We start from the raw sequence: 20,929 nt of genomic DNA, 5'->3' as shown, positions 1-20,929 counted from the left end.
TTAGTATTATCGAGTAAGTAATACCGCGAATTTTATTTTTACAACTATAGTTTACATACTCTTTTTTATTGCACTTATACGTCTTTAAATGCTGAGTATTTGTACCATGAGGAAAAACGATGACAACTAACATAGACCCACGCTTAGACACTTCACGCGTAATTCGCGCTGACCGCGGTACTGAAATCACCGCAAAAAGTTGGTTAACTGAAGCCGCTAAACGTATGTTAATGAACAACTTAGATCCTGAAGTTGCTGAACATCCACAATCGTTAGTGGTATATGGCGGCATAGGTCGTGCAGCACGTAACTGGGAATGTTACGACAAAATTATTGAAGTGTTAAACCGCCTTGAAAATGATGAAACCTTAATGGTGCAATCAGGTAAACCTGTTGGCGTATTTAAAACTCACGAAAATGCACCGCGCGTATTAATTGCTAACTCTAACCTAGTACCTAATTGGGCTAATTGGGAGCATTTTAACGAGTTAGATAAAAAAGGCCTGATGATGTACGGCCAAATGACTGCAGGCTCTTGGATTTACATTGGCTCACAAGGTATTGTTCAAGGCACTTACGAAACATTTGTTGCTATGGCAAACCAACACTTTGGTGGCAGCGCTAAAGGCAAGTGGGTACTTACCGGTGGTTTAGGCGGCATGGGTGGAGCTCAACCACTAGCAGCAATCATGGCAGGCTTCTCAGCATTAGTGGTTGAATGTGATGAGACACGTATCGATTTCCGTATCAATACTCGCTACGTTGATAAGAAAGCAAAAACGTTAGATGAAGCATTAGCAATCATCTTTGAAGCAAATGAAAAAGGAGAAGCGATTTCAGTAGGTCTTTTAGGCAATGCTGCAGACGTTTTCCCTGAGTTAGTTAAACGTGGTATCACCCCTGATGTAGTCACTGACCAAACGTCTGCACATGATCCATTGAATGGTTACTTGCCACAAGGCTGGACCATGGAACATGCTGCACAAATGCGCTTGAAAGATGAAGCAGCTGTGGTTAAAGCGGCTAAACAATCTATGGCGGTACAAGTTCAAGCCATGCTTGATTTACAGAAAATGGGTGCTGCTACTACCGATTATGGTAACAACATCCGTCAAATGGCATTGGAAGAAGGTGTAACAAACGCTTTTGATTTTCCTGGTTTTGTGCCTGCTTATGTTCGTCCATTATTCTGTGAAGGTATTGGACCATTTCGTTGGGTTGCACTATCTGGCGATCCAGAAGATATCTACAAAACTGATGCTAAAGTAAAAGAACTTATTCCTGATAACCCACATTTGCATAACTGGTTAGACATGGCGCGTGAGCGTATTGCTTTTCAAGGTTTACCTGCACGTATTTGTTGGGTTGGTTTGAAAGACAGAGCACGTTTAGCGTTGGCGTTTAACGAAATGGTTAAAACCGGTGAGCTTTCAGCGCCAGTCGTTATCGGTCGTGATCATTTAGATTCAGGCTCTGTTGCTTCACCAAATCGTGAAACTGAAAGCATGTTAGATGGCTCTGATGCCGTTTCGGATTGGCCATTACTTAACGCTTTATTATCAACTTCGGGTGGCGCTACATGGGTTAGCATACACCATGGTGGTGGTGTTGGAATGGGCTTTAGTCAACACTCTGGTGTGGTTATTGTTGCTGACGGTACTGATGATGCAGCTAAACGTATTGGTCGTGTATTATGGAATGATCCTGCAACGGGTGTTATGCGCCATGCAGACGCTGGCTACGATCTCGCTGTAGATTGTGCCAAAGAGCAAGGTCTCGACTTACCCATGATAGATGGTGCAAACGGTAAGTAGTAACAAATTTCAGCTACGCAATAAAACTAAGTAAGTGATCCTCGAAACATCTTATCGAGGATCCAGCTTCAAGTGAGTAGATTCCCACTAATCCATGATGGGAATGACGAACTTAAGGTTATTACATAGAACACTATATAGACAAAAATTGAGAAAATTATAATGAACCATATTACTGAACTAAAAATTATTCCAGGGCAGTTAACGCTTGCTCAATTACGCGACGTAAACCGTTTTGACGGTATCAAATACAGCTTAGATGAAAGTGCTTTTTCTGAGATTAATAAAAGTGCTAACGCAGTACAGCAAGTGATTAAAGATAATCGTGTTGTTTACGGTATTAACACAGGTTTTGGCTTATTAGCCAGCACACGCATTAAAAATGAAGAGCTAGAATTATTGCAACGCTCTATTGTTCTTTCACACTCAGCAGGTTTTGGTGAGTACATGGAAGACTCAACAGTGCGTTTGATGATGGTACTTAAAATAAACTCACTTTCACGTGGTTTTTCAGGTATTCGTTTACAAGTTATTCAAGCATTAATTACCTTATTAAATGCTGAAGTATACCCATGTGTACCAAAGAAAGGTTCTGTAGGCGCTTCTGGTGATTTAGCACCACTTTCTCACATGGTTTTACCTTTATTAGGTGAAGGCGAAATGTCTTACCAAGATCAAGTGATTCCAGCCGCTGAAGGATTAAAAATTGCAGGTCTTGAGGTAGTAACCCTAGCAGCAAAAGAAGGTTTAGCGTTATTAAACGGCACACAAGCTTCTACAGCGTTTTCTTTAGAAGGTTTATTCCATGCTGAAGACTTATACGCTGCAGGTACGGTAATTGGTTCTATTTCTGTAGAAGCCGCGATGGGCTCTCGTGCCCCGTTTGATCATCGTGTACATTTTGTCCGTGGTCAAAAAGGTCAAATTGATGCGGCACGTGCTTATCGTGAAGTATTAACTGATAGCTCTGAAATTGCTGAGGCACACGTTGATTGTGAAAAAGTACAAGACCCTTATTCACTTCGTTGTCAGCCTCAAGTAATGGGTGCTTGTTTAACACAAATTCGTCAAGCGGCAGAAGTATTGCACGTTGAAGCGAATGGCGTAACAGATAACCCGTTAGTTTTCGCTAACGAAGGTGACTTTATCTCTGCCGGTAACTTCCATGCTGAGCCTGTTGCTATGGCCGCTGATAATTTAGCCTTAGCTATTGCTGAGATTGGTTCATTATCTGAACGTCGCATGGCGTTATTAATTGACTCAAGCTTAAGTAAACTACCACCATTTTTAGTTGATAACGGTGGTGTTAACTCTGGCTTTATGATCGCGCAAGTTACTTCTGCAGCATTAGCTTCAGAGAATAAGTCACTTGCTCATCCAGCTTCAGTTGATAGTTTACCAACCTCTGCTAATCAAGAAGATCACGTATCTATGGCATGTTTTGCTGGTCGTCGTTTAGCAGACATGAGCGAGAATACTAATGGCGTTCTTGCCGTTGAGTACTTAGCCGCAGTGCAAGGTTTAGACTTTAGAGCTCCGCTTAAGGGCTCGCCTCTTATTGAAAAAGCAAAAGCTAAATTACGTGAAACAGTTTCTTTCTACGATAAAGACAGATACTTTGCACCTGATATTGTTGAAGCATCAGAAATTATCTCTGATGGTTACTTGAATCAATATATGCCAGAAGGTTTATTACCTAGCTTTTAAGATGTCCAATCAACAATTAGCTTATTGAGCATTAGAATAAAAAACGAAAAAAGGTAGCTTAATAGCTACCTTTTTTATTGCTTTGATAGAAAGGATTTAACCGACTAAATATATAGCCAAACCTTGCTACTCAATAATACACCGTCATACCCGAAGTCTCTGATCGGGTATCCAGTTTTAAATATCTTATACCCGTTCCACTTGAAGATGCATTATTCAGCTGGAATTAGAAACGCCTTTAGGCAAGGCATTGATTGAAGAGAATAGTTATTCTATTGTCGAAATCAATAACGCAGTATAAAGCGTTTCTAAACCAGCCCCTTGGGGGAAGGCTGAGCAAATTATACTCTGCGTTACATTTCTTTTTAAAGGAATGCTTAACAAAAAATGCACCTTGATTATGAATCGCTCAAACTTCCTGAAACGAGCATCTTCAAGTGGAGCGGGTATATATTCAAGAATTACAATGCCGCTCTAATACCTTCTGCTGTTTTTAATCTTCTGATTTCGTCAAACAGTACATCCGCTTCCTTATAATGACTCTTTAAATATTTAAGCCACTGCTTGATACGATTGCAGTAATACTTGCTCTTGTCACCGTGAGTTTCAAATTCTGTATAGGCCGATAATATAGCCCGAACTTCTAACCACGGCATATTATCGCTTTCTTGTTTAATGACCTGTCCTAAATTAGGAATAGTTAGTGCGCCTCGACCAACCATAAGATCGGTACAGCCAGAAATTTCTCGACACTTAATTGCATCTTCTAAATTCCAAATCTCACCATTGGCGATAACGGGAATATTAATTGCGTTTTTTACTTTAGCAATCCAGTGCCAATGAGCAGGTGGTTTGTAACCTTCTAATTTAGTACGGGCATGTATAGTAAGTTCATTGGCACCAGCAGCCTCAACCGCTTGACCATTTTCTATGGCGAGAGTCTTATCTTCATAACCCAAACGAATTTTAGCACTAACAATGGTATCGCTAGGTACAGCTTCTTTAACGGCTTTTATTATTTGATAAAGATTTTCGGGATCTTTTAATAAAATAGAGCCGCCCCGACTTTTATTAACCGTTTTAGAGGGGCAGCCAAAGTTTAAATCGATACCACTTGAACCAAGCTCAATAACTTTAGCGGCATTTTCAGCCATATATTCAGGGTATTGTCCCAATAACTGTACACGAACAGGTGTTCCCGCTTTAGTGCAGCTACCGTAAACATCAGCATCAATTAACTCCGGGCAGTATCGATGAAAAACACGATCTGGAAGAACTTGATCAACCACACGAATAAACTCAGTGACGCAGAGGTCATAACTGCCTACTTGCGTCAGTAAATCACGCATTCTGTAATCCAGCACGCCTTCCATAGGCGCCAGTACAACTCGCATTAGTATGAAGAGTCCTTTGTAGAATACAGTGGTTTTTCGGTTTTATTTATCCGAAAACGAGTACTGATATTAATGAGTAAAAAATAAAAAGCTAACGTTAAAGAAGCGACGATAAGGTGAATAAATAACGTGAATAGTTGTAAATTTTCTTGCCAGAAGAAGATTGGCCCAGCATACGTTACATAGCAAAGATCCAAAATAGTGACATGACCCCAGACAACAAGAAATAGTAATTTAGCTTGATGACGAATTATAAATTTTGTTGGGAATAGATTCAAAAGTTGGCTCTTCAATAAGTATCGGCGCTAGTATATCAAAAGCGCTGATACCCTGTATAAGAATAATGGACTACACTGCTAACTCAAGCCAAGCAAGTAAATCGTCATAAACAAATTCATAAGCTAACTCTGCCTGAGTTTTCTTGCCCGATACTACCTTGGGCGCATTATCTTCTGATAGTTCGATCTCTTCAAACGTAGGCGTTGGTAATTGTAAAGCACTTGCTGCAGCTTGGTAATATTGCTTTTTTGTGACTTTAGTTGAACTCACACCATTAAAAATTCCCCCGCAGTTAGCACTTTGTAATAATGTCTGAATGAGACCAACGGCATCTTGCTGATGAATTAAGTTAACAATTGCTTGGGGGCTTTTTAGCATATGACCATTTAGCAAAAACTTGCCAGGATGACGCTTTGGTCCCACTAAACCAGATAACCTGAGCACATAAGCTTTCTTATTGCCTACTTCAGCATTTAACGCATTTAAGCGAGACTCATTTCGGCCAGGGTGATTAAAGCTTAATACCGCTTGCTCAGCTTGATTTAATACCGAAACTTTATCAGCCGACATATCTAAAATGCTGTTTTCCTCAACGTCTCCTGATAAGCCGTTATATATCGCACTGCTGCTCAGTAAAATAATCTGTTCGACACAATTGCCGACTTTAGCTGACTCAACTAGCTGTTGTACTTTATCCGCATAATCAACACGACCCTGCCTAAATTGTGGCGTAATGGCGATAACTAAACATTGCTGCTTAAAAATGGGGTGGGTATTTAACTGCGCTTGTTCTGCTGGTAAAGATAATACTTCAGCTTCTATACCTTGGCTTTTCAATTGTTCGATATTATCTATATTGCTTCGCGTCGCAAGGACTGCTATATCCTGATTTTTCAGCTGATAGGCTAATGCGCTACCCAACCAACCACAGCCAATGATACCTACAGAGGAGATTTTATCATTATTCACTACTTTATTAGTCATTGCGTTACTCGTTTTATATTAGTGATACTACTTGCTCTGCTCAAACATTTTGATTTGTTTAACGAGGGCTTTAGCTAAACCATTAGGCATAGGGATTGATAAGTTATACTGGGATATTTTCCAGCCTCCGTCAGTTTTTATTAATATACCTGAGCCACGACAAGTGCCATAACTTTCGCTAAAGAGTAACTCATCAAAAAAGGCTACCTGCCCTTGTTTAACTAAGCTGATATTTCGCTCAGTGGGAGTATAGAGCCAGCCTTTGCCTTTAGAAAAATATGGCACCACAAAAGCCTTAAACTCTTCTTTGCTCCAGCGCTCGCTCGCATCGGTACCAAGAAAAATGGCATCTTGGCTAAGTAGGTTAAAATAAGGCGTAGCCTGTGCGTCTGCTGCCGCCTGATGAAAGCTATTTAAGACCTTAGTTATACTTTGTTCATCATTCACAGCAAGCACTGCAAAACTACATAATTGAGCAGTTAGTCCAAAAACTAACGCAACGACTAACAGACTAAACTTTCTCATGGTTTCTCACTTTTTAAAGTTCTGGCTTAAGTTATGGTGTAGGCACTAATACCGCATAACTTCCGGTAAAGGTAGCCGCAATATCTTCACCACTATAAAGGTGAGCCGTTAAATTAATACGTGCATTTTTTCCTCGGGTTAATCGAGTAAAGTCACCTGAGACCGATTCAGCAGAAACTTTTGCATAACCAATGCCTGCTATCGGTGCATGATATTTAATATCCGCCTTAGCTAAGACAATATCGCCTTTCAATTGCTGCTGCTGCAACTGTAAATACACCCAGCCCCAACCAGATAAAGTGGCCAAGGTATAAATACTGCCGGCAAACATAGTGTTATGTAAGTTTTTATTAAAATCACCATCACAATGAGTAATAAGCTCTTTACCATCAAAATAACTAATTTTAATATTCATCACTTTACTGAGCGGAATAGTCTTATGCCAAACCTCTTGCAGTGCTGTTGACACTTGTTCTTGGTGATCATGTGCATGAGCTAAGGCTTTATTCATCACAAAGTGTTTAATTTCATCAAACAACAGGTGTGAAAAACCTTGTAAGCTATAACCAAGTTTTTGGTAAAACCCTACAGCATCTTCTCGCGCATTCAACGTAATCTCAGTAAGACCTAACTTTTGTGCTTGGTGTTCAAGCGCTTCAATTATTTTCTGACCGAGTCCCTGCCCTTGTGCTTCAGCACTTACCGCCATAAAACGAATTTGGCCAGAAAACTGATCAGATTTTTCTAGTCGCCCAACTGCGATCACTTTATCATTTTCATCAAGGATCATACGATGTATAGATTCTTGCTCTAAGCTATCACGCTCACTGCCTAAGGCTTGTTCCCATGGCTGACGTAATATTTGCCAACGTAATTGGTAATATTGTTCAAACTCTAAAGCTGTTTTTGGTGACCTGCAGACATTCATTGACTATCCTTACGCTTATTCAATGCGTTATAATAATTAAATTTAGGAATTGGCTTATGCAGTTAGCGAAACACTTAGCCCAAGGGAGGTTAGTGTATTTAAGCCAACAACAAGATGCAATAACGGTGAGTGAAAATGACTCTTATCGTTGGATGGCATTTAGTGATGTAGTGCAAAGTGTTATGCACAAACGTAAACCTTGGCAATTAACCTTACCACATCAGATCGCTCTGCTATTACCACTGCTATTTTTTAAACCAACCCGCATCATTGAACTAGGATTAGGCGGCGGAAACCTCACTCGGTTTTTACAGCATTTATCGCCAGATATAATGTTAACCACTGTTGAACACAGTCAGGAGGTTATCAACAGCTTTACTCAATACTTCAACCCTGAACAAGCTGAACTTGATATTGTCTGTGCGGATGGCATGACCTGGTTAGCACAGCAGAACGCTAGCGATATGGATTGGATTATTTGTGATGTTTACCAGTCTCAAGAGTTTGGTTTTGATTGCATTGTAAATCAACTTGAGGTGTTAACAGGTAAGTTAGATTCACAATCAAGTTTATCAATTAATTTACCTGATATTAGTGATAGCGATATTAATTTATGCTTAACGATATTACAGCAGTTACAACCAAGTCATCATATTACGTATTTTGATATTCCTAATTATCTTAATATTGTTATCCATCTAACACCTAAGCACTGGCAACTTCACCGGCTGATAAAGCGAAATAAACAGAGTTACCTTGCTTCAAATACTATGCAGCGTTGGCGTAAATTCTGGCCTCATGGCAAACAGCTCAATTAGAGACTGTTGACACTTTATCTTCATCAATGACTTCTTCTCTTACCTAACATATAAATGTTAGAACAAAGCTTACTGATTTTCAGGCAATAAAAAAGGATGCCGAAGCAACCTTAAGCATACTTACCGCATAAGGGTTTCACAGGTTTTATGCGGCCTACGTGTTACTGCTCGTTATTGATTGTTACTGTTTGTTAGTACTACGGGGTATTTTTTGGGTATTTTATTTACTGATTGGATTTAGCATCACGGCATCGTGTAAGTGTGTTTTACAAAAGTGTGCATACTTCATAGTTTCTTCAATTCGTGCATGTCCGAGTATTTCTTTTAGTACCAGAATATTCCCGCCATTCATCATAAAATGACTAGCAAATGTATGTCTTAAAGCATGTGTAGCTTGTCCTTTGGGGAGTGTTATACCGGTCTTAGCTAATGACGTTCTAAATGTTTTCATGCTGTCACTAAACAATCTACCCTCTTTTTCGGGTATTTCATTTTTAAGCTCGTCTGATATGGGGATTATTCTTGTCTTGCCATTTTTGGTTTTAATGAATGTAATGAAGTTGTCTCTTAAGTTTCTACTTAGTAGTTTTTCAGCTTCTCCCCACCTTGCACCAGTTGATAAACATATTTTTGAAATGTAATAAGCATCAATATTGTCTGAGTTCTTTAGCTCATTTAATAAGGTCATCATTTCGTTCTTTGAAAAGAATCCCATTTCAGGCGCTGAATACTTTAAGTTTTTAAGCCCGTTTAGTGGGTTTGTTTTTAATTCCCCAAGCCTTATCAGCTCATTAAATACGCCTTTAATTTTATTTTGGTCTTCATTTACAGTTTTAGCGCATACTTTCTCTAATCTTATAGCTCTGTATGCTACCCATACTTTAGGCGTTAACTTTCTAGCAATAGGATCATTAAGTCCTTTACACATATTTTTTAACTTTTGAAGTAGCGCTTTTTCTTCAATTAAATTTTTGCCATGTAACTTATGCCATAAATCAATAATTGTGCTTAACTTTCGATTATCGTCTGTATCAGGTTGCCATTCTTTTAAACCATTATTTTCTGAAATTAAATGGTTCATAAACCGCCTTGTTTCACCAAGTGTTAAGAAGCTTTTTTTGTATCGTTTGCCGTGGTGGCCATTAGGTCTAAAGTCAATTTGATAAGGCTTACTTTCTGAATCGGTTTTCCAAATTCCATCTTGTACTTTTTTAATTTTCTTCATGGCTAAATCCTTTTAAATATTTTATTCCATATTATAAAATAGTTAAGACCTTTTTGGGATCTTCATAAATAATGAGAAATTCGTCACGCGTTGAGAAATTTCAACACTAATAAATATTGGTGCTAATGTTCCCTTGGTGCACATTGCCGACAGTGCAGTTAAAATTTTCTCATGTTTTCTAATGAATTAAGTCTGTTCTGTAACTGATTTTATGTACAGCCCCACCAGAAGTTTACACTTTTTTGCGAGAAAGAAGGTATAGCGCCTTCTTTCAACTAAGAGTATAAAACCTAGTTCTTGTTAATGCCTTGAAAATCATTGAATTAACCGTTATTGTTGAACTCAATGAATTTTTAAAGGAAGCATGATGCCTTATTTAAATAAGGCATCATGCCTCCCAATAAGCTGTTATGTGGCTTATTGGGAATAGGTGTTCCAACTACCCTAGATGCTTGATAAACTACTACTACTACTACTAGTAATAAGATAATGAGAATAAATATGAATGAGAAAAAATTTATACCAAGGCAAAGAGCCCCTTTTGTTTCTATGGGGTTTAGATTAGCAAGCGGAGATGAGCTATGTATTGTTGATTTCCTAGACCTGCCTGATGACAATGTTACAAAAGTGGAAACTTCAATAGCGATCACAAAGAACCAAGCAAAGAAGTTAATTGAAGGCTTACAGGAGTTTATCAACGAGGATTAAATTCATGAATAAACCTTCAAAAGTTGTCTTTTTCACTGATATGGATAAAGTAAAAAATTCAGAAGTGAAAAGTTTCGCGACTAAAAAATCTTATCATGTCAGTATAAACTCTATTTCTACATCCGTTTATGAAACTGAGCGAAATAGCTGGAATGAATCTCTACTAAAAATTTGTAGTTATTGTGAAGATAAGAAAGAGTTGGCTAATCAAAGTAATCATTTTAATGATTTACTAGATTTTATGGCTAACTTAGCAATAGAGAAAAGTGTCCACAATAGAGTGCTTGAGGATGCTCGAAATGCATTCCTTACATATTATGAAGATAATAAAACCAATCAATTAAACAAATTTCCTGAACCATCTGTAGATTCACTTATGCAATTGGTAAGGTTCATTCCTGAAATTAGTAGACTTAAACATAATGTTTATATTGATGAAAATACCGGTGCGTTTGGTTTAACTTTAAAATCGAGTAAAAAAAGTAAGCCCATATTAAATTTATTAATGAAGGAAAATAAAGAGGTCACATTCTCTTTTATAAAAAAAGGAAAAGGGATCATAAAAATAACAGGGAGAGCATTTTTTAATCATAACTTAGAGGACTCCCACGAAATATATAACCTGATCAGAATGGTGAAAAGTTGAATATTTGTCTTTCAAAAAAAATTACACCTAACGTTTGCAGCTCAACACAGTTGTATTTACTACGATACGTAAAACCATCTTATATAGTCGATAACGAACCTACTGATGAATCTCTTCAATTAAGAGAAGATCGCTTACCACCTGAAGAATACCTCTCTTTCTTTCAATCCACATCTAGTGTATTACCGGAACGTTATCAAGACTTTATTAAGTTAATGAAGCAGAAAGAATTTACCATGGCAAAAACATCCGGAATTATGCATATAAATTCAGAAGATGTAGAAAGCCAAGTGAATGTCCCTCGAAGGTTAATTGAAATAAAGGATTGCAACAGACCTCATTACGGCTTGTATTTTTGTAGTGAAAAAGAAGAAGATGTAATTGAAGCAAAAACTATGTTGTTATTTCTCGCTGAATTTGAGCTTACACGCAGCATAACAAGCTGTTAAACAAGAACAAAAAATAGTTGGCTTTTGCTTCTGCGTCGCTTATTTTAGCCAACATATTATTGCCTCTTAACGAGGCGTTATACGTATATGGAGGCCTACAATGCGGATAGATTATGAGTTTATTGAACAAATTCTAGAAGTATTTCTTAATAGTGATTCACCGATTGTTAATTGGCAAAATTTTGATGATCTTGATAGTGATAAATTTGTATTTCATATGGAAATAATGGCTGATAAGAACCTTGTTGTAGGCATAAATATAACAGGAGATCTTTGTCTTAGAAACTTCAGTAAAGGATATCCTGATGGATACAATATAATATTAGTTGATTGGAGGTTAACGGCTGACGGGCATGACTTCGCTGCAGCACTTACAAAGCCAGATATATTATTAACAATTAAAGATAAATTTCGCAAAGAAGGTTTATCAGCTGTAATCGATGTATCTAAGAAAATAGCATCGAAGCAAGTTCTTAAATTGTTAGATGAATAATACGCATAACAAGCGTTTAAACCGGGACACTTGAAGTTCCCCCGCTTTAACGGACACCAAAATCTAACTAAAGATGAGGTGTCTTATGCCAAAGTACAACAATCCAAGACGAACTTGGAAGTATTCAAACGACTTTAAAGTCAATGCTGTTCAACTGAGTTTTGTTGTCGGCGTCACAATCAAATCTGTCGCTGAAAAACTCGACATACACCCATTTATGCTGTCACGATGGCGAAAAGAATATCGTGAAGGGATCATTGTGGTGGATAAACGAAAAAAAGTGGCAGGGCAATCAAAAGCCAAAAAAGTACTGACCAAAGAACAGCAACTTGAACGTGAAAATAAAGCACTCAAGGAGGAGCTGTATATCCTAAAAAAGTGGCAACGGTTTCTTGCAGAGGAACATCAAGTCGATATCGATTCATCGAAAAACTCAGAGCCGACATAAAAGTTACGCGATTACTGACGTTTTTTGATGTATCTAAAAGTGGTTATTATGACTGGCGTGAGCGCCAACCGAGTGCTAGAGCCATAGAAGATGTTGAGCTTAAACATAAAATACAGCAAATTTTCAAAGAGAATAGAGGACGATATGGGAGCCCTCGAATATTTAAGGCCTTACAAAAGCAAGGGTACAACATAGGTAAAAAACGTGTCGAACGTTTGTATCGTGCGCTTGGTTTGGTTGCCAGAGTAATGCGCGTGACGACACGTTCAGCCTTTTATAAACGCTTCCTAACGACAGGTAAAAACTTACGACCTGATGGCGAAGTCCCATTGGCTAAAGATAAGGTCTGGGTAGCTGATGTCACGTATTTGAAAGTTAAAGGCGTATGGCGTTATTTGTCGGTCATCATGGATTTATATTCACGGCGCATTATTAGCTGGAGTTTGGATAAAAATAGGACGATGGAAGTGACCAAGCGTACATTGCAAAATGCAGTTAAGAAACGCAAACCATCCGGTGACTTAATGCTCCACACTGATAGAGGCGTAGAATATCGTGGGCACATTTACCAGAAAGCATTGAAACGACATGGGATCACTCATAGTTTGAGTAGAGCTGGAAAATGTACTGATAATGCGCATATGGAGTCATTTTTCCATTCAATGAAGACGGAAGTTATTCGTGGTAATGTGTTTAAAAGTGATAAAGAACTGCGAGGAACACTTGGCAACTACATTAACAAATACTACAATGTTTCGAGGATGCATTCAGGGATAAACTATTGTTCTCCAATAGAATATGAAGCCCTGGCAGCGTAAAATAAAATGTGTCCGTTTTATCGGGGGAAGATCAACTTTTAATGGCCCGTTATCAATACAAAAATCTAATCCAAGTTGCCTGTATTTTCTTACTGTTTGAGAAGTTTTTAAGTGTTAGAAGTGATTTTTTTAGACGAGTACCTGCATGGCCGTTTGGCCTAAAGTCAATTAGACAGATTTGCTTTCAGAATCAGTTTTCCAAATACCATCCTGTACCTTTTTAATTTTTTTCATTGTGGCTTGCTGTCCATTCCATATCGAATTTTTTTGCTGCTTCATCCCTATAACTTAAGCACTTTGAAAATTCTTGTATGTTTTTAGGGAATAGACATTCTTTTGGTTTGTCATAGTATTGTATCCATGCATCTTGTTTTTCGTCCTTGAACTTTCCCTTTAGAGATATCGTATTCGTTATATTCTTAGTTGGGTAATTTATATCGCTATATTTTTTATACGTTGTTTTTTGATTGTTTGTTGTTTTATAGCTCTTTGACTTCTTACTTTTACCTTTTCGGCATTTTTGATATTCGTCGTGCTTTTTATGTTCTTTCTTTCTTAAATATTCGGTAGATTTATGTCTTAATTGAGATTGAACACTTTTAAGCGCATTCCATTCTAGTTCGCATTTAGATTTTGCAGAGGCTTGATTTGAAACTACTAATAAGCAGATTATTATTAATATTTTTAGCATTTTATATATCCTTATTGCTATTTTTTTTGAGACTTTAAATCTAGGGAATGAAATGAATCAAAGTTTACTTATCCGTTATTTCGAATTAAAAAAACTACCACCTGATTTACGCTACCTTGCATTAAAACAGTGGGAACAAGAGGTAATAATCAACATTCAACAAAGAAGAGATTCGGTTACTGAACTTTCTTTAGTTGTTTGCTCTCATCGTTAATATTACAAACTTCTTTAATTTCAGACGTTATTGCTTCAGTTACATGTGAGATTTTAACGTCTTTATTTAAGGTGATTAGGTTAGTTTGTATTGCTGCAAAAACTCCTTCGGTAACTGATAATTTCAATTCATTTATATCTATTTTTTCTAATTTATTTTCAATTCCATAAATCAAATAATCCATAGAAACATTAAATTCTTCGCATGCTTTCGTGCAAGCCTCAAATGGAATTGAGCCTCTATTTTTTACAGAAGATCCCCAGTTTTTCTTAAAACCAAGTTTTATTGATAGTTCGTTTAGTTTTTTTGTTTCATAAAGGGTTAATAACCTTTCAAAAATTTCATTTGAATTCAACGTCATACAAAATAAACCTCAAAACGCGATAAAAAGGACTTGAAATCCACATATTGCGAGTTTAATATTCACATCAGAGTTTAACACTGCGTAACGCAATGATTGATGAGTATAAAAATGTTAACTAACAATATTACACTTACAGACAGTCAATTTGAATCACTTAAAAAGGATTTAATCCTTTTAAGCATGCCTTTCGTTAGTGTAGCCGACTATTCCCGCATTAAGGGCGAAACAGAAGTAAGCGTTCGCCAACAAATCCACAAGGGTTTATTACCAATAAAATCAAAATTAAAAGCTCGTGAAAAAACTTTCATCAATCTAGAAGCTATCCGCCAAGAAGCGCAGGCAGCGGCTTAACCATGAATAATCCTAACGTGTACTTTCAAAGGGAAGACTGGGGCGATGTTGCTATACAGCACAACGGCCAAGTGCATCACTTTTGTAATTTAGTCTCGTTAATTGGATTTCTTCAAACGGTATACGGTCACGAATTCAACTTAATTGAAGTTGATGAAAATAACTATCACGAACTACAACGACAAGGGGCTTTTGATGAAAACTAAACCAACAACAATCCCTTGTTTAGTGGATGCCTTGTCACTGACTTGGTCACCCAAAGAATTATTAAACATTAAGCAGATGGCCAAAATTGGCGCCTGTATCAAAAGCGAATTAATTGTTAAGGCAAAAGATGCGGCGTTAAACCGTGAACTGGCCAAGCTTGAGAACACAAAAAACAAAGAGCTGTTAGGCACTAACGCGTTTAACGCGCATGAATATGAAGCGATTTTGAGCCGTTATAAAGAATCTTGTAGCACCATTACCCGTGAATATAACAATCGTCGACATAAAGATTTACCGCTTAAATCACTTGCCCTTTCAGACAACGAAGTTTCTGCACGTTACGAATTACGTGACATGTTAAAAGGCGAATTAGAAGTCGATACCGGCATTAAATATGGTGACCGTTTAAACAACTTATTAGACAACATTGGCGTCGATTTACTTGATGTTCTTTGTTGCGGTGAAGTAGAACGCTTTGTTTGTCGCTTGAATAATGTGTTCACTCAGGAAACTTTTATTTGGACGGTTAAGAATAATCCGACAGGACGTTTTAATTATTCTTACTCAGCCACTCTGTACGCTGATGGTGAGCAAGCTGGTGTTATTTGTTGGGGTGGTAAAAACCTTGGTTGTTACGTGTCGTTCATGGGAACGGGTTGTAACGCTTTGGATATGAAACGCCTCTATGAAGAAATCAAAAATATTCCAGCGCTTAAAATTACCCGTATTGATTTAGCGCATGACGATTACGCAGGGAAGCACTCTATTAAGCGAGCATTGAGTAAAGCCAAGAAAGGCCTGTTTAACTCTGGCGGCCGCCCTGCTTGTTATATGTATGTTGAATCTGGGCATTTAACAGAAAAAATGCTGAAAGAGAACTTTAAAGACTTAAAAGAAATCAGTAACGAGTCCACTAAATCAACGGCTAAGAAAACCTTTGGCTTTATTCCAAGCAAGGGAAAAACGCTTTATATCGGTTCTCGTGAATCTGGCAAGCTGTTACGCATATATGAAAAAGGTAAACAGCTAGGTGATATGAAATCTAAGTGGGTACGTTGGGAAGTTGAATTGCATTCAAGCCAACGCGTTATACCACTTGATGCCATGGTAAAGCCGAGTGAATACCTTGCAGCCACTTACCCAGCACTCAATTTTTTAAGTGTTGAGCAATGCAAAATTAAAACCCTGGTTAAACAAGCCACCATGACCATCGAGAAAATTGTTGAAAACCAAGTTATCAGTACACGTAAAGCCATCAACATGATGCGCGTAATTTGTGGTTTATCTGATAGCGAAATCGTAGAGAAATTTGTAAAAGACATTGAAGAGCCCGACTGTCGTTCGTCAATGCCTAAACGGTTGAAAGCCTCTGTTATTGAAGAGTGGGTTTTACAACAACAAGCACAAACGGCAGCAGCTTAAACATTAATTATTTGGAGAGATAAACATGAGTATTCAAACAGGTATTTTTTTACGCGGCATTTTAGTCGGTACTAAGTTAACTAAAAACCGTTACATCGATAAAGGTGGCGTAGCTCAAGAGAACAGCTATACCGAAATTGGTATTGAAGTCTCTTTTGTTAATGGCTTTGACCAAGAACAAAAGATGATTAGAACCGCTCGCATAAGTGCTGAAAAAGAAAAAGATGCCTTTTTCATTAAAACGCTTTCAGAAAGTCACGGTGCTTTGGTTGAATTACCTGTGAATGTCGGTGATTACCGCAATGTTTACGTTGATTCAAAAGCCGTACTGCTTGTGATTGAACCCGCTCAACAACAAAAAGCAGGTTAATTAATTATGTCGGTTTGTGCAGCTAATGACGGTACAGGTTATTTAAAAATAGTTGCAGAAACGGACTGTACAGAATTTGTTTTGGTGAGTCAGTCTGAATTCGTTGAATTACAAAGTGGCTCACTACAACAAATGAATGAAACGCTACATCTGCTTTTTGCTTTTGATGTAGAAGTGTTCGCAATCGTTGAATTAGCGCTAATTATGGCTTTTTTAACATCACATTTCGGTGGGCGTGTTGCTCGCTGGTTAGGTAAATAAAATAAGGTTTATAACATGAACAAATTAGTTAGTTTTTTAAAAACAAAAAAAGTTAAAGCGGTAGCTGCTGTTTCTGCAATTGCTGGCTCTTCTGCTGCGGTTCAAGCGGCTGATTATACGGCTCAAATTGGTACGGCAGTAACTGAAGGTAGTGGCAATGTAACCGCTGTTATAGCGGGTGTTATTGGTGTAGCAATCCTTGGTTTTGGTGTTGGTAAAATGCTTGGTTGGTTCGGTCGTTAAGCGATGGTCACAACCATTTTATTAGCTTGTTGCCTTTATTACTGCTGTATCGAGGGATTTACAAGCGGGATTAGGGCTTCTTAGGAAGTCCTTTTTTTTACCTAAAATTTGAGTCTTGTTATGTTTCGATTATTACTTTTTATCCTGATTTTTATTTTTAGTTTTAATGTTTCGGCTATTGTTACGATCACTAATAAAATAGGTTTAGCTTCGGCTTTTACTTTTGATTATTGTTCTGGTGATGATGCCCAATCAGCTAATTGTGCTCAGATTGCCCCCTCTGAAATCGCTTACGGTGATGGTAATACCTATTATAAATGTCCTCTTATTTATTCAAGCTCTACAAGGATTAAGTATCGCTTGGGTTCTCAGTGTAATGATTCTGGTAATATCACTGCTACTCTTTATTTGTCTTATTCTGTCGGTTGTCAATCTCCTATTGAATGCCATGAATTAGCAAATTTAGATTGTAGTTCTACTTCAAGAGTTGTTACTGGTTTCGTTTACACTTCCCCTAATGTTTATAGTTATTCTTGTGAAGATTTTAAATCTGAGTCTGATAAGTGTAACGATGTTGTAAAAAATCAATGTGCTAATAACTGGGGCGTTAAAAGTTCAAATTATACTGATGATGGTCAAGGCACTACTTCTTGTACTGGTGTTTGTAATGATGGCTCTATACCTAAAGAAGAGGATTGTTCAGTTTATCCTTTTTGTGATGTTCCTGAGCCACCTAGTGATTTAGATTTCGGTTCTGGTAGTACTGGTTCAAGTGTTGACCCCTCTACAACTACTACTGAAGATGTTGAACATGATATTGATTATGAAGCTGATGGAACCACTTCTGACACCTCTTCAAATATTTCATCATTACAAGGCGATAAGCTTATTAATGAAGTTGTTGCTACCCGCAATGCTAATACTAAAAATTTAGCTTCTACCACTGAGACAACTAATCAAACTATTGTTGAAAAATCTGATGATATATCAACCACTGTTAGTAATTCTGCTAACGGTATTATTGATGCTGTTAATCGTATTGAAAAAGCTGTTTTTGATGATAAGGGTATTATTGGTGCTGTTAATAGTCTTGGTTCTGGTATCGATGGTTTGGGTGATAAAATTGATGGTTTGGGTGATGAATTAGGGGGTAGTTATCAGTCTGATTTTGGCGTAGCTAGCTTTAGTGCTTATGACACTCTTTTTATTAATGAAAGTGATTTAACTGGTCTTACTGATGGTTTTAAGGCTTCTATTGGTGTTGAGAATAGGTTGTTTATTAATGAGGTAAGGGAAAAGTTTAATTTTACGGCGGGTAATAGTGGTGGTTATCAGGCTAATAATCTTGATTTAGGTAAATGGGGTTCTCATGATATTTCATTAGCTCGTTTTTCTGAGTATTTTGGCGGTGTTGGCAATGTTGTTTATTTTCTTGCTGCCCTTAGTGCGTTGACTATTGTACTTGGGGGGATTAAATCATGAAGTTATTGATTTTTGTTTTATTAGCTTTTTTTTCCTTTGATGTTTTTGCTGCTCCTCAAACGGGTGTTACTGGTTTTTTTGAAACTGCCACAATCTTTTTCATGAGTATTTATGAGTTTTTTACTGTCATTATTCCTACTGCAATAGGTGATTTTTTTGTTTGGTTAACGAGTTATTTACTCTATTTAAAGTTTTATCTTATGTATGAAACGTTGGTTTTTGCTCATGAGGTCGCTTTATCTTTTATTCAAATGATTAACATTAATGAGGTTGTGAATACGGCAATTTCTAATCTTCCGCCTGATTTACGACAAGCGGCTTCAGATATGCGTTTTTTTGATGCGCTTAGCTTACTTATTGAGGCGCTTATTACACGTCTTGTTTATCAGATGAGTTTCTAATGATTAGATTTATATATTTGTCTGCGCGTTTATCTTTTTTGATTGTTTTTTCATTTGTCGTTTTGTTTTATATGCAAAGAGGTTAACTCATGGCTACTAAAGTTTTTCATGGTCCCCCAGGCTCTTACAAATCATCTACGGCCATGTGGTTTGAAATTGTTCCTGCTTTACGTCTTGGTCGTGTAGTTGTTACTAATTTGCAGGGCATCAAAACGCTTGAAGAGATACAGCGCGAGTTAAAAGAGGTTTTTCCTAGTACGGCTAGATTGTTACGAATAAGTATTGGTAATGATACGGGTATGTTGTTGATGCGTAATTTCTTTCATTGGTTGCCGATTGGCGCGCTTATCTTTCTGGATGAAATACAAGATATTTACCCAAATGATAAGTCTTTTAAGGCTTCTGATTATGACTATAAGACTGAGGGCGCTTTTGATGATTTATTGCCTCAAGAGTTTTCGGAAATTTATCATGAAGAACAACGCAAAATTAAGTCCAATGTAAACATTGAAGATTATCAGGATGATATTGGTGAATCTCTTTTTGATGAGCGAAATTATTTACGATACCCAAGAACGCTGCGTGAATGCTTTATGCGTCATAGGCATTACAACTGGGATATCTTATTGGCCACGCCTGATATTAAGGAAATATCATCGTTTATCCGCTCTGTTTGTGAGGTTGCTTATGCTCACTCGTCAAAAGATGCGATCCCAATTCCCTACTACAAAAGACGTCCTAGAATTCTAGAACATTTACCCAAAACTAATGGAATTTCTGTTGGTAAAAACGATATTGTCACGTTCAAAAAGGTGCCGCTCGATGTTTTCAAACTTTATAAGTCCACAGCAACAGGAAAATCTACTAAATCGGGCGCTGGTCAGTCGCCTATTACTCCTAGTGTTATTGTTGGCTTCGCCTTTGTGGTTGCCTATCTTGTGTATATGGTTTTCTTTTTCTTCGACGATGAAAGCATTGAAGTTGATGAACCGTTGGCGAATAGTTTACCTAATGCGATTTCACAAAGTCCGAAAGCTTCAGCGGCTGCTGTTCAAGTTGCTAATGCTTCCGTTCGTACTGCTCAAAAAAGTGATGGGGAGATTAATCCTTTTTCTTTTCGTCGTGCTAGTGTTTCGACTGTTACTGCGCCTAATAATTTTGTAGCGCTGCCGTTCGGTGCGACCAAGATGTATATCAATGCGGTTAATACGGTTTATTTTAATAAGCATCGTGTTACTCGTGATTATGTCTTCACTGCTTACATTAATGATGAAGTATTAAATGTTGGCTCTGAATCGTTAATAGCGATGGGTTATAAGATTTTCTTTAGCTCAGACTGTTTAGTTGAATTAAGGTCAAATAATCACAGTAACTATGTGTATTGTGAGCCAACTAAACCGAGTGAGCCTTTTCAAGAAGCGAGGGGCAATAGCCCTATTCAGTTGTCATTACTCTAAGTTGTTTGTTTATGTGTTGTACGTAGCCGTTATTACGTTCTTTTTTACGTTTTAGTACCAAAGTTGTTTAACCTGGTTAAACCGGTAAGCCTTTTTTGGTACTAATTCATTGTCCAGGCATGCTTGCCAGGATAACTTTTTGGTACTAATTCATTGTCCAGGCACGCTTGCCAGGATAACTTTTTGGTACTAATTCATTGTCCAGGCACGCTTGCCAGGATAACTTTTTG

The 20,929-nt window shown here is 37.6% G+C and carries 24 protein-coding genes; 17 read left to right on the top strand and 7 right to left on the bottom strand.

Annotated features, from left to right (window positions below):
* The first annotated feature begins 119 nt into the window (after nt 1-119).
* Together hutU and hutH are read left to right on the top strand one after the other, a co-directional pair.
* A complete protein-coding gene (gene hutU / locus CPS_RS04030; protein ID WP_011041752.1) occupies nt 120-1,814 on the top strand; it encodes a urocanate hydratase in 1,695 nt (564 codons plus the stop codon).
* Between the two features lie 162 nt (nt 1,815-1,976).
* Nucleotides 1,977-3,521, top strand: a complete 1,545-nt coding sequence (gene hutH, locus CPS_RS04025) for a histidine ammonia-lyase (protein ID WP_011041751.1) — start codon at nt 1,977-1,979, stop codon at nt 3,519-3,521.
* Nucleotides 3,522-3,982: 461 nt separating this feature from the next.
* Here the strand turns inward: hutH and CPS_RS04020 are convergent, their stop codons facing one another.
* The 4 genes from CPS_RS04020 to CPS_RS04005 form a co-directional block, all read right to left on the bottom strand.
* Nucleotides 3,983-4,915 (bottom strand): tRNA-dihydrouridine synthase, encoded by a 933-nt coding sequence (locus tag CPS_RS04020; RefSeq protein WP_011041749.1) that lies wholly within the window; start codon nt 4,913-4,915, stop codon nt 3,983-3,985.
* Nucleotides 4,916-5,263: 348 nt separating this feature from the next.
* Entirely contained in the window at nt 5,264-6,178 is a 915-nt protein-coding gene (locus tag CPS_RS04015; RefSeq protein ID WP_011041747.1) for an SDR family oxidoreductase, read from the bottom strand.
* Nucleotides 6,179-6,205: 27 nt separating this feature from the next.
* Nucleotides 6,206-6,703 (bottom strand): nuclear transport factor 2 family protein, encoded by a 498-nt coding sequence (locus CPS_RS04010; protein ID WP_011041746.1) that lies wholly within the window; start codon nt 6,701-6,703, stop codon nt 6,206-6,208.
* Nucleotides 6,704-6,734: 31 nt separating this feature from the next.
* Nucleotides 6,735-7,631, bottom strand: coding sequence for a bifunctional GNAT family N-acetyltransferase/hotdog fold thioesterase (locus CPS_RS04005; RefSeq protein ID WP_011041745.1), 897 nt, complete (start codon nt 7,629-7,631; stop codon nt 6,735-6,737).
* Between the two features lie 56 nt (nt 7,632-7,687).
* Here CPS_RS04005 and CPS_RS23840 point away from each other — a divergent pair, with 56 nt between their 5' ends.
* Complete coding sequence (locus CPS_RS23840) at nt 7,688-8,449, top strand: hypothetical protein (RefSeq protein WP_011041744.1); 762 nt, start codon at nt 7,688-7,690, stop codon at nt 8,447-8,449.
* 220 nt (nt 8,450-8,669) lie between these two features.
* On the opposite strand, the gene CPS_RS03995 is transcribed toward CPS_RS23840, so the two are convergent.
* The gene (locus CPS_RS03995; RefSeq protein WP_011041743.1) at nt 8,670-9,674 is read right to left on the bottom strand and encodes a phage integrase; all 1,005 of its coding nucleotides are present in this window, start codon (nt 9,672-9,674) and stop codon (nt 8,670-8,672) included.
* Nucleotides 9,675-10,175: 501 nt separating this feature from the next.
* On the opposite strand from CPS_RS03995, the gene CPS_RS03990 reads away from it, so the two are divergent.
* From CPS_RS03990 to CPS_RS03965, 5 genes are all read left to right on the top strand, one after another.
* The gene (locus CPS_RS03990; RefSeq protein WP_011041742.1) at nt 10,176-10,382 is read left to right on the top strand and encodes a hypothetical protein; all 207 of its coding nucleotides are present in this window, start codon (nt 10,176-10,178) and stop codon (nt 10,380-10,382) included.
* 4 nt (nt 10,383-10,386) lie between these two features.
* On the top strand, nt 10,387-11,028 hold the full coding sequence (locus CPS_RS03985; RefSeq protein WP_041736653.1) for a hypothetical protein: 642 nt from the start codon (nt 10,387-10,389) through the stop codon (nt 11,026-11,028).
* Complete coding sequence (locus CPS_RS03980; RefSeq protein ID WP_011041740.1) at nt 11,025-11,477, top strand: hypothetical protein; 453 nt, start codon at nt 11,025-11,027, stop codon at nt 11,475-11,477. The genes CPS_RS03985 and CPS_RS03980 overlap by 4 nt, the downstream gene beginning before the upstream one ends.
* 100 nt (nt 11,478-11,577) lie before the next feature.
* The gene (locus CPS_RS03975; protein ID WP_011041739.1) at nt 11,578-11,970 is read left to right on the top strand and encodes a DUF2513 domain-containing protein; all 393 of its coding nucleotides are present in this window, start codon (nt 11,578-11,580) and stop codon (nt 11,968-11,970) included.
* An 85-nt stretch (nt 11,971-12,055) separates the two neighbouring features.
* A protein-coding gene (locus tag CPS_RS03965) for an IS3-like element ISCps3 family transposase (protein ID WP_085961186.1) occupies nt 12,056-13,236 on the top strand; the annotation gives its coding sequence in 2 pieces (ribosomal slippage) (nt 12,056-12,341 and nt 12,341-13,236; 1,182 coding nt in all).
* A gap of 220 nt (nt 13,237-13,456) precedes the next feature.
* Here the strand turns inward: CPS_RS03965 and CPS_RS03960 are convergent.
* Both CPS_RS03960 and CPS_RS03955 read right to left on the bottom strand, forming a co-directional pair.
* Nucleotides 13,457-13,927 (bottom strand): hypothetical protein, encoded by a 471-nt coding sequence (locus CPS_RS03960; RefSeq protein ID WP_011041735.1) that lies wholly within the window; start codon nt 13,925-13,927, stop codon nt 13,457-13,459.
* Nucleotides 13,928-14,103: 176 nt separating this feature from the next.
* Nucleotides 14,104-14,502 carry a hypothetical protein gene (locus CPS_RS03955; RefSeq protein WP_011041733.1) on the bottom strand — a complete coding sequence of 133 codons (399 nt, stop codon included), beginning with the start codon at nt 14,500-14,502 and terminating at the stop codon, nt 14,104-14,106.
* A gap of 111 nt (nt 14,503-14,613) precedes the next feature.
* Here CPS_RS03955 and CPS_RS03950 point away from each other — a divergent pair, with 111 nt between their 5' ends.
* From CPS_RS03950 to CPS_RS22795, 9 genes are all read left to right on the top strand, one after another.
* Nucleotides 14,614-14,856: a hypothetical protein gene (locus CPS_RS03950; RefSeq protein WP_011041732.1), complete on the top strand. Its 243-nt coding sequence runs from the start codon at nt 14,614-14,616 to the stop codon at nt 14,854-14,856.
* Between the two features lie 2 nt (nt 14,857-14,858).
* The gene (locus tag CPS_RS03945; protein WP_011041731.1) at nt 14,859-15,062 is read left to right on the top strand and encodes a hypothetical protein; all 204 of its coding nucleotides are present in this window, start codon (nt 14,859-14,861) and stop codon (nt 15,060-15,062) included.
* Nucleotides 15,052-16,485 carry a replication initiation factor domain-containing protein gene (locus CPS_RS03940; RefSeq protein WP_011041228.1) on the top strand — a complete coding sequence of 478 codons (1,434 nt, stop codon included), beginning with the start codon at nt 15,052-15,054 and terminating at the stop codon, nt 16,483-16,485. Before CPS_RS03945 ends, CPS_RS03940 begins: the two co-directional genes overlap by 11 nt.
* A gap of 25 nt (nt 16,486-16,510) precedes the next feature.
* On the top strand, nt 16,511-16,855 hold the full coding sequence (locus CPS_RS03935) for a hypothetical protein (RefSeq protein WP_011041227.1): 345 nt from the start codon (nt 16,511-16,513) through the stop codon (nt 16,853-16,855).
* A gap of 6 nt (nt 16,856-16,861) precedes the next feature.
* Entirely contained in the window at nt 16,862-17,116 is a 255-nt protein-coding gene (locus CPS_RS03930) for a hypothetical protein (protein ID WP_011041226.1), read from the top strand.
* 15 nt (nt 17,117-17,131) lie between these two features.
* The gene (locus CPS_RS03925) at nt 17,132-17,359 is read left to right on the top strand and encodes a hypothetical protein (RefSeq protein WP_011041225.1); all 228 of its coding nucleotides are present in this window, start codon (nt 17,132-17,134) and stop codon (nt 17,357-17,359) included.
* A gap of 120 nt (nt 17,360-17,479) precedes the next feature.
* Nucleotides 17,480-18,841 carry a hypothetical protein gene (locus CPS_RS03920; protein ID WP_011041730.1) on the top strand — a complete coding sequence of 454 codons (1,362 nt, stop codon included), beginning with the start codon at nt 17,480-17,482 and terminating at the stop codon, nt 18,839-18,841.
* Entirely contained in the window at nt 18,838-19,242 is a 405-nt protein-coding gene (locus CPS_RS03915) for a hypothetical protein (RefSeq protein WP_011041729.1), read from the top strand. The genes CPS_RS03920 and CPS_RS03915 overlap by 4 nt, the downstream gene beginning before the upstream one ends.
* An 89-nt stretch (nt 19,243-19,331) precedes the next feature.
* On the top strand, nt 19,332-20,699 hold the full coding sequence (locus CPS_RS22795) for a zonular occludens toxin family protein (protein WP_011041728.1): 1,368 nt from the start codon (nt 19,332-19,334) through the stop codon (nt 20,697-20,699).
* The last annotated feature ends 230 nt before the right edge of the window (nt 20,700-20,929 follow it).

Source organism: Colwellia psychrerythraea 34H, from assembly GCF_000012325.1.
Classification (GTDB): Bacteria; Pseudomonadota; Gammaproteobacteria; order Enterobacterales; family Alteromonadaceae; genus Colwellia; species Colwellia psychrerythraea_A.
Note: the sequence above shows the minus strand (reverse complement) of the source record. Positions and strands in the feature narration are given on the sequence as shown.

What these genes read in the sequence shown, in the direction of transcription:
- hutU (WP_011041752.1), top strand. Translation starts at nt 120, where the DNA reads ATGACAACTAACATAGACCCACGCTTAGACACTTCACGCGTAATTCGC.
- hutH (WP_011041751.1), top strand. Translation starts at nt 1,977, where the DNA reads ATGAACCATATTACTGAACTAAAAATTATTCCAGGGCAGTTAACGCTT.
- CPS_RS04020 (WP_011041749.1), bottom strand. Translation starts at nt 4,915, where the DNA reads ATGCGAGTTGTACTGGCGCCTATGGAAGGCGTGCTGGATTACAGAATG.
- CPS_RS04015 (WP_011041747.1), bottom strand. Translation starts at nt 6,178, where the DNA reads ATGACTAATAAAGTAGTGAATAATGATAAAATCTCCTCTGTAGGTATC.
- CPS_RS04010 (WP_011041746.1), bottom strand. Translation starts at nt 6,703, where the DNA reads ATGAGAAAGTTTAGTCTGTTAGTCGTTGCGTTAGTTTTTGGACTAACT.
- CPS_RS04005 (WP_011041745.1), bottom strand. Translation starts at nt 7,631, where the DNA reads ATGAATGTCTGCAGGTCACCAAAAACAGCTTTAGAGTTTGAACAATAT.
- CPS_RS23840 (WP_011041744.1), top strand. Translation starts at nt 7,688, where the DNA reads ATGCAGTTAGCGAAACACTTAGCCCAAGGGAGGTTAGTGTATTTAAGC.
- CPS_RS03995 (WP_011041743.1), bottom strand. Translation starts at nt 9,674, where the DNA reads ATGAAGAAAATTAAAAAAGTACAAGATGGAATTTGGAAAACCGATTCA.
- CPS_RS03990 (WP_011041742.1), top strand. Translation starts at nt 10,176, where the DNA reads ATGAATGAGAAAAAATTTATACCAAGGCAAAGAGCCCCTTTTGTTTCT.
- CPS_RS03985 (WP_041736653.1), top strand. Translation starts at nt 10,387, where the DNA reads ATGAATAAACCTTCAAAAGTTGTCTTTTTCACTGATATGGATAAAGTA.
- CPS_RS03975 (WP_011041739.1), top strand. Translation starts at nt 11,578, where the DNA reads ATGCGGATAGATTATGAGTTTATTGAACAAATTCTAGAAGTATTTCTT.
- CPS_RS03960 (WP_011041735.1), bottom strand. Translation starts at nt 13,927, where the DNA reads ATGCTAAAAATATTAATAATAATCTGCTTATTAGTAGTTTCAAATCAA.
- CPS_RS03955 (WP_011041733.1), bottom strand. Translation starts at nt 14,502, where the DNA reads ATGACGTTGAATTCAAATGAAATTTTTGAAAGGTTATTAACCCTTTAT.
- CPS_RS03950 (WP_011041732.1), top strand. Translation starts at nt 14,614, where the DNA reads ATGTTAACTAACAATATTACACTTACAGACAGTCAATTTGAATCACTT.
- CPS_RS03945 (WP_011041731.1), top strand. Translation starts at nt 14,859, where the DNA reads ATGAATAATCCTAACGTGTACTTTCAAAGGGAAGACTGGGGCGATGTT.
- CPS_RS03940 (WP_011041228.1), top strand. Translation starts at nt 15,052, where the DNA reads ATGAAAACTAAACCAACAACAATCCCTTGTTTAGTGGATGCCTTGTCA.
- CPS_RS03935 (WP_011041227.1), top strand. Translation starts at nt 16,511, where the DNA reads ATGAGTATTCAAACAGGTATTTTTTTACGCGGCATTTTAGTCGGTACT.
- CPS_RS03930 (WP_011041226.1), top strand. Translation starts at nt 16,862, where the DNA reads ATGTCGGTTTGTGCAGCTAATGACGGTACAGGTTATTTAAAAATAGTT.
- CPS_RS03925 (WP_011041225.1), top strand. Translation starts at nt 17,132, where the DNA reads ATGAACAAATTAGTTAGTTTTTTAAAAACAAAAAAAGTTAAAGCGGTA.
- CPS_RS03920 (WP_011041730.1), top strand. Translation starts at nt 17,480, where the DNA reads ATGTTTCGATTATTACTTTTTATCCTGATTTTTATTTTTAGTTTTAAT.
- CPS_RS03915 (WP_011041729.1), top strand. Translation starts at nt 18,838, where the DNA reads ATGAAGTTATTGATTTTTGTTTTATTAGCTTTTTTTTCCTTTGATGTT.
- CPS_RS22795 (WP_011041728.1), top strand. Translation starts at nt 19,332, where the DNA reads ATGGCTACTAAAGTTTTTCATGGTCCCCCAGGCTCTTACAAATCATCT.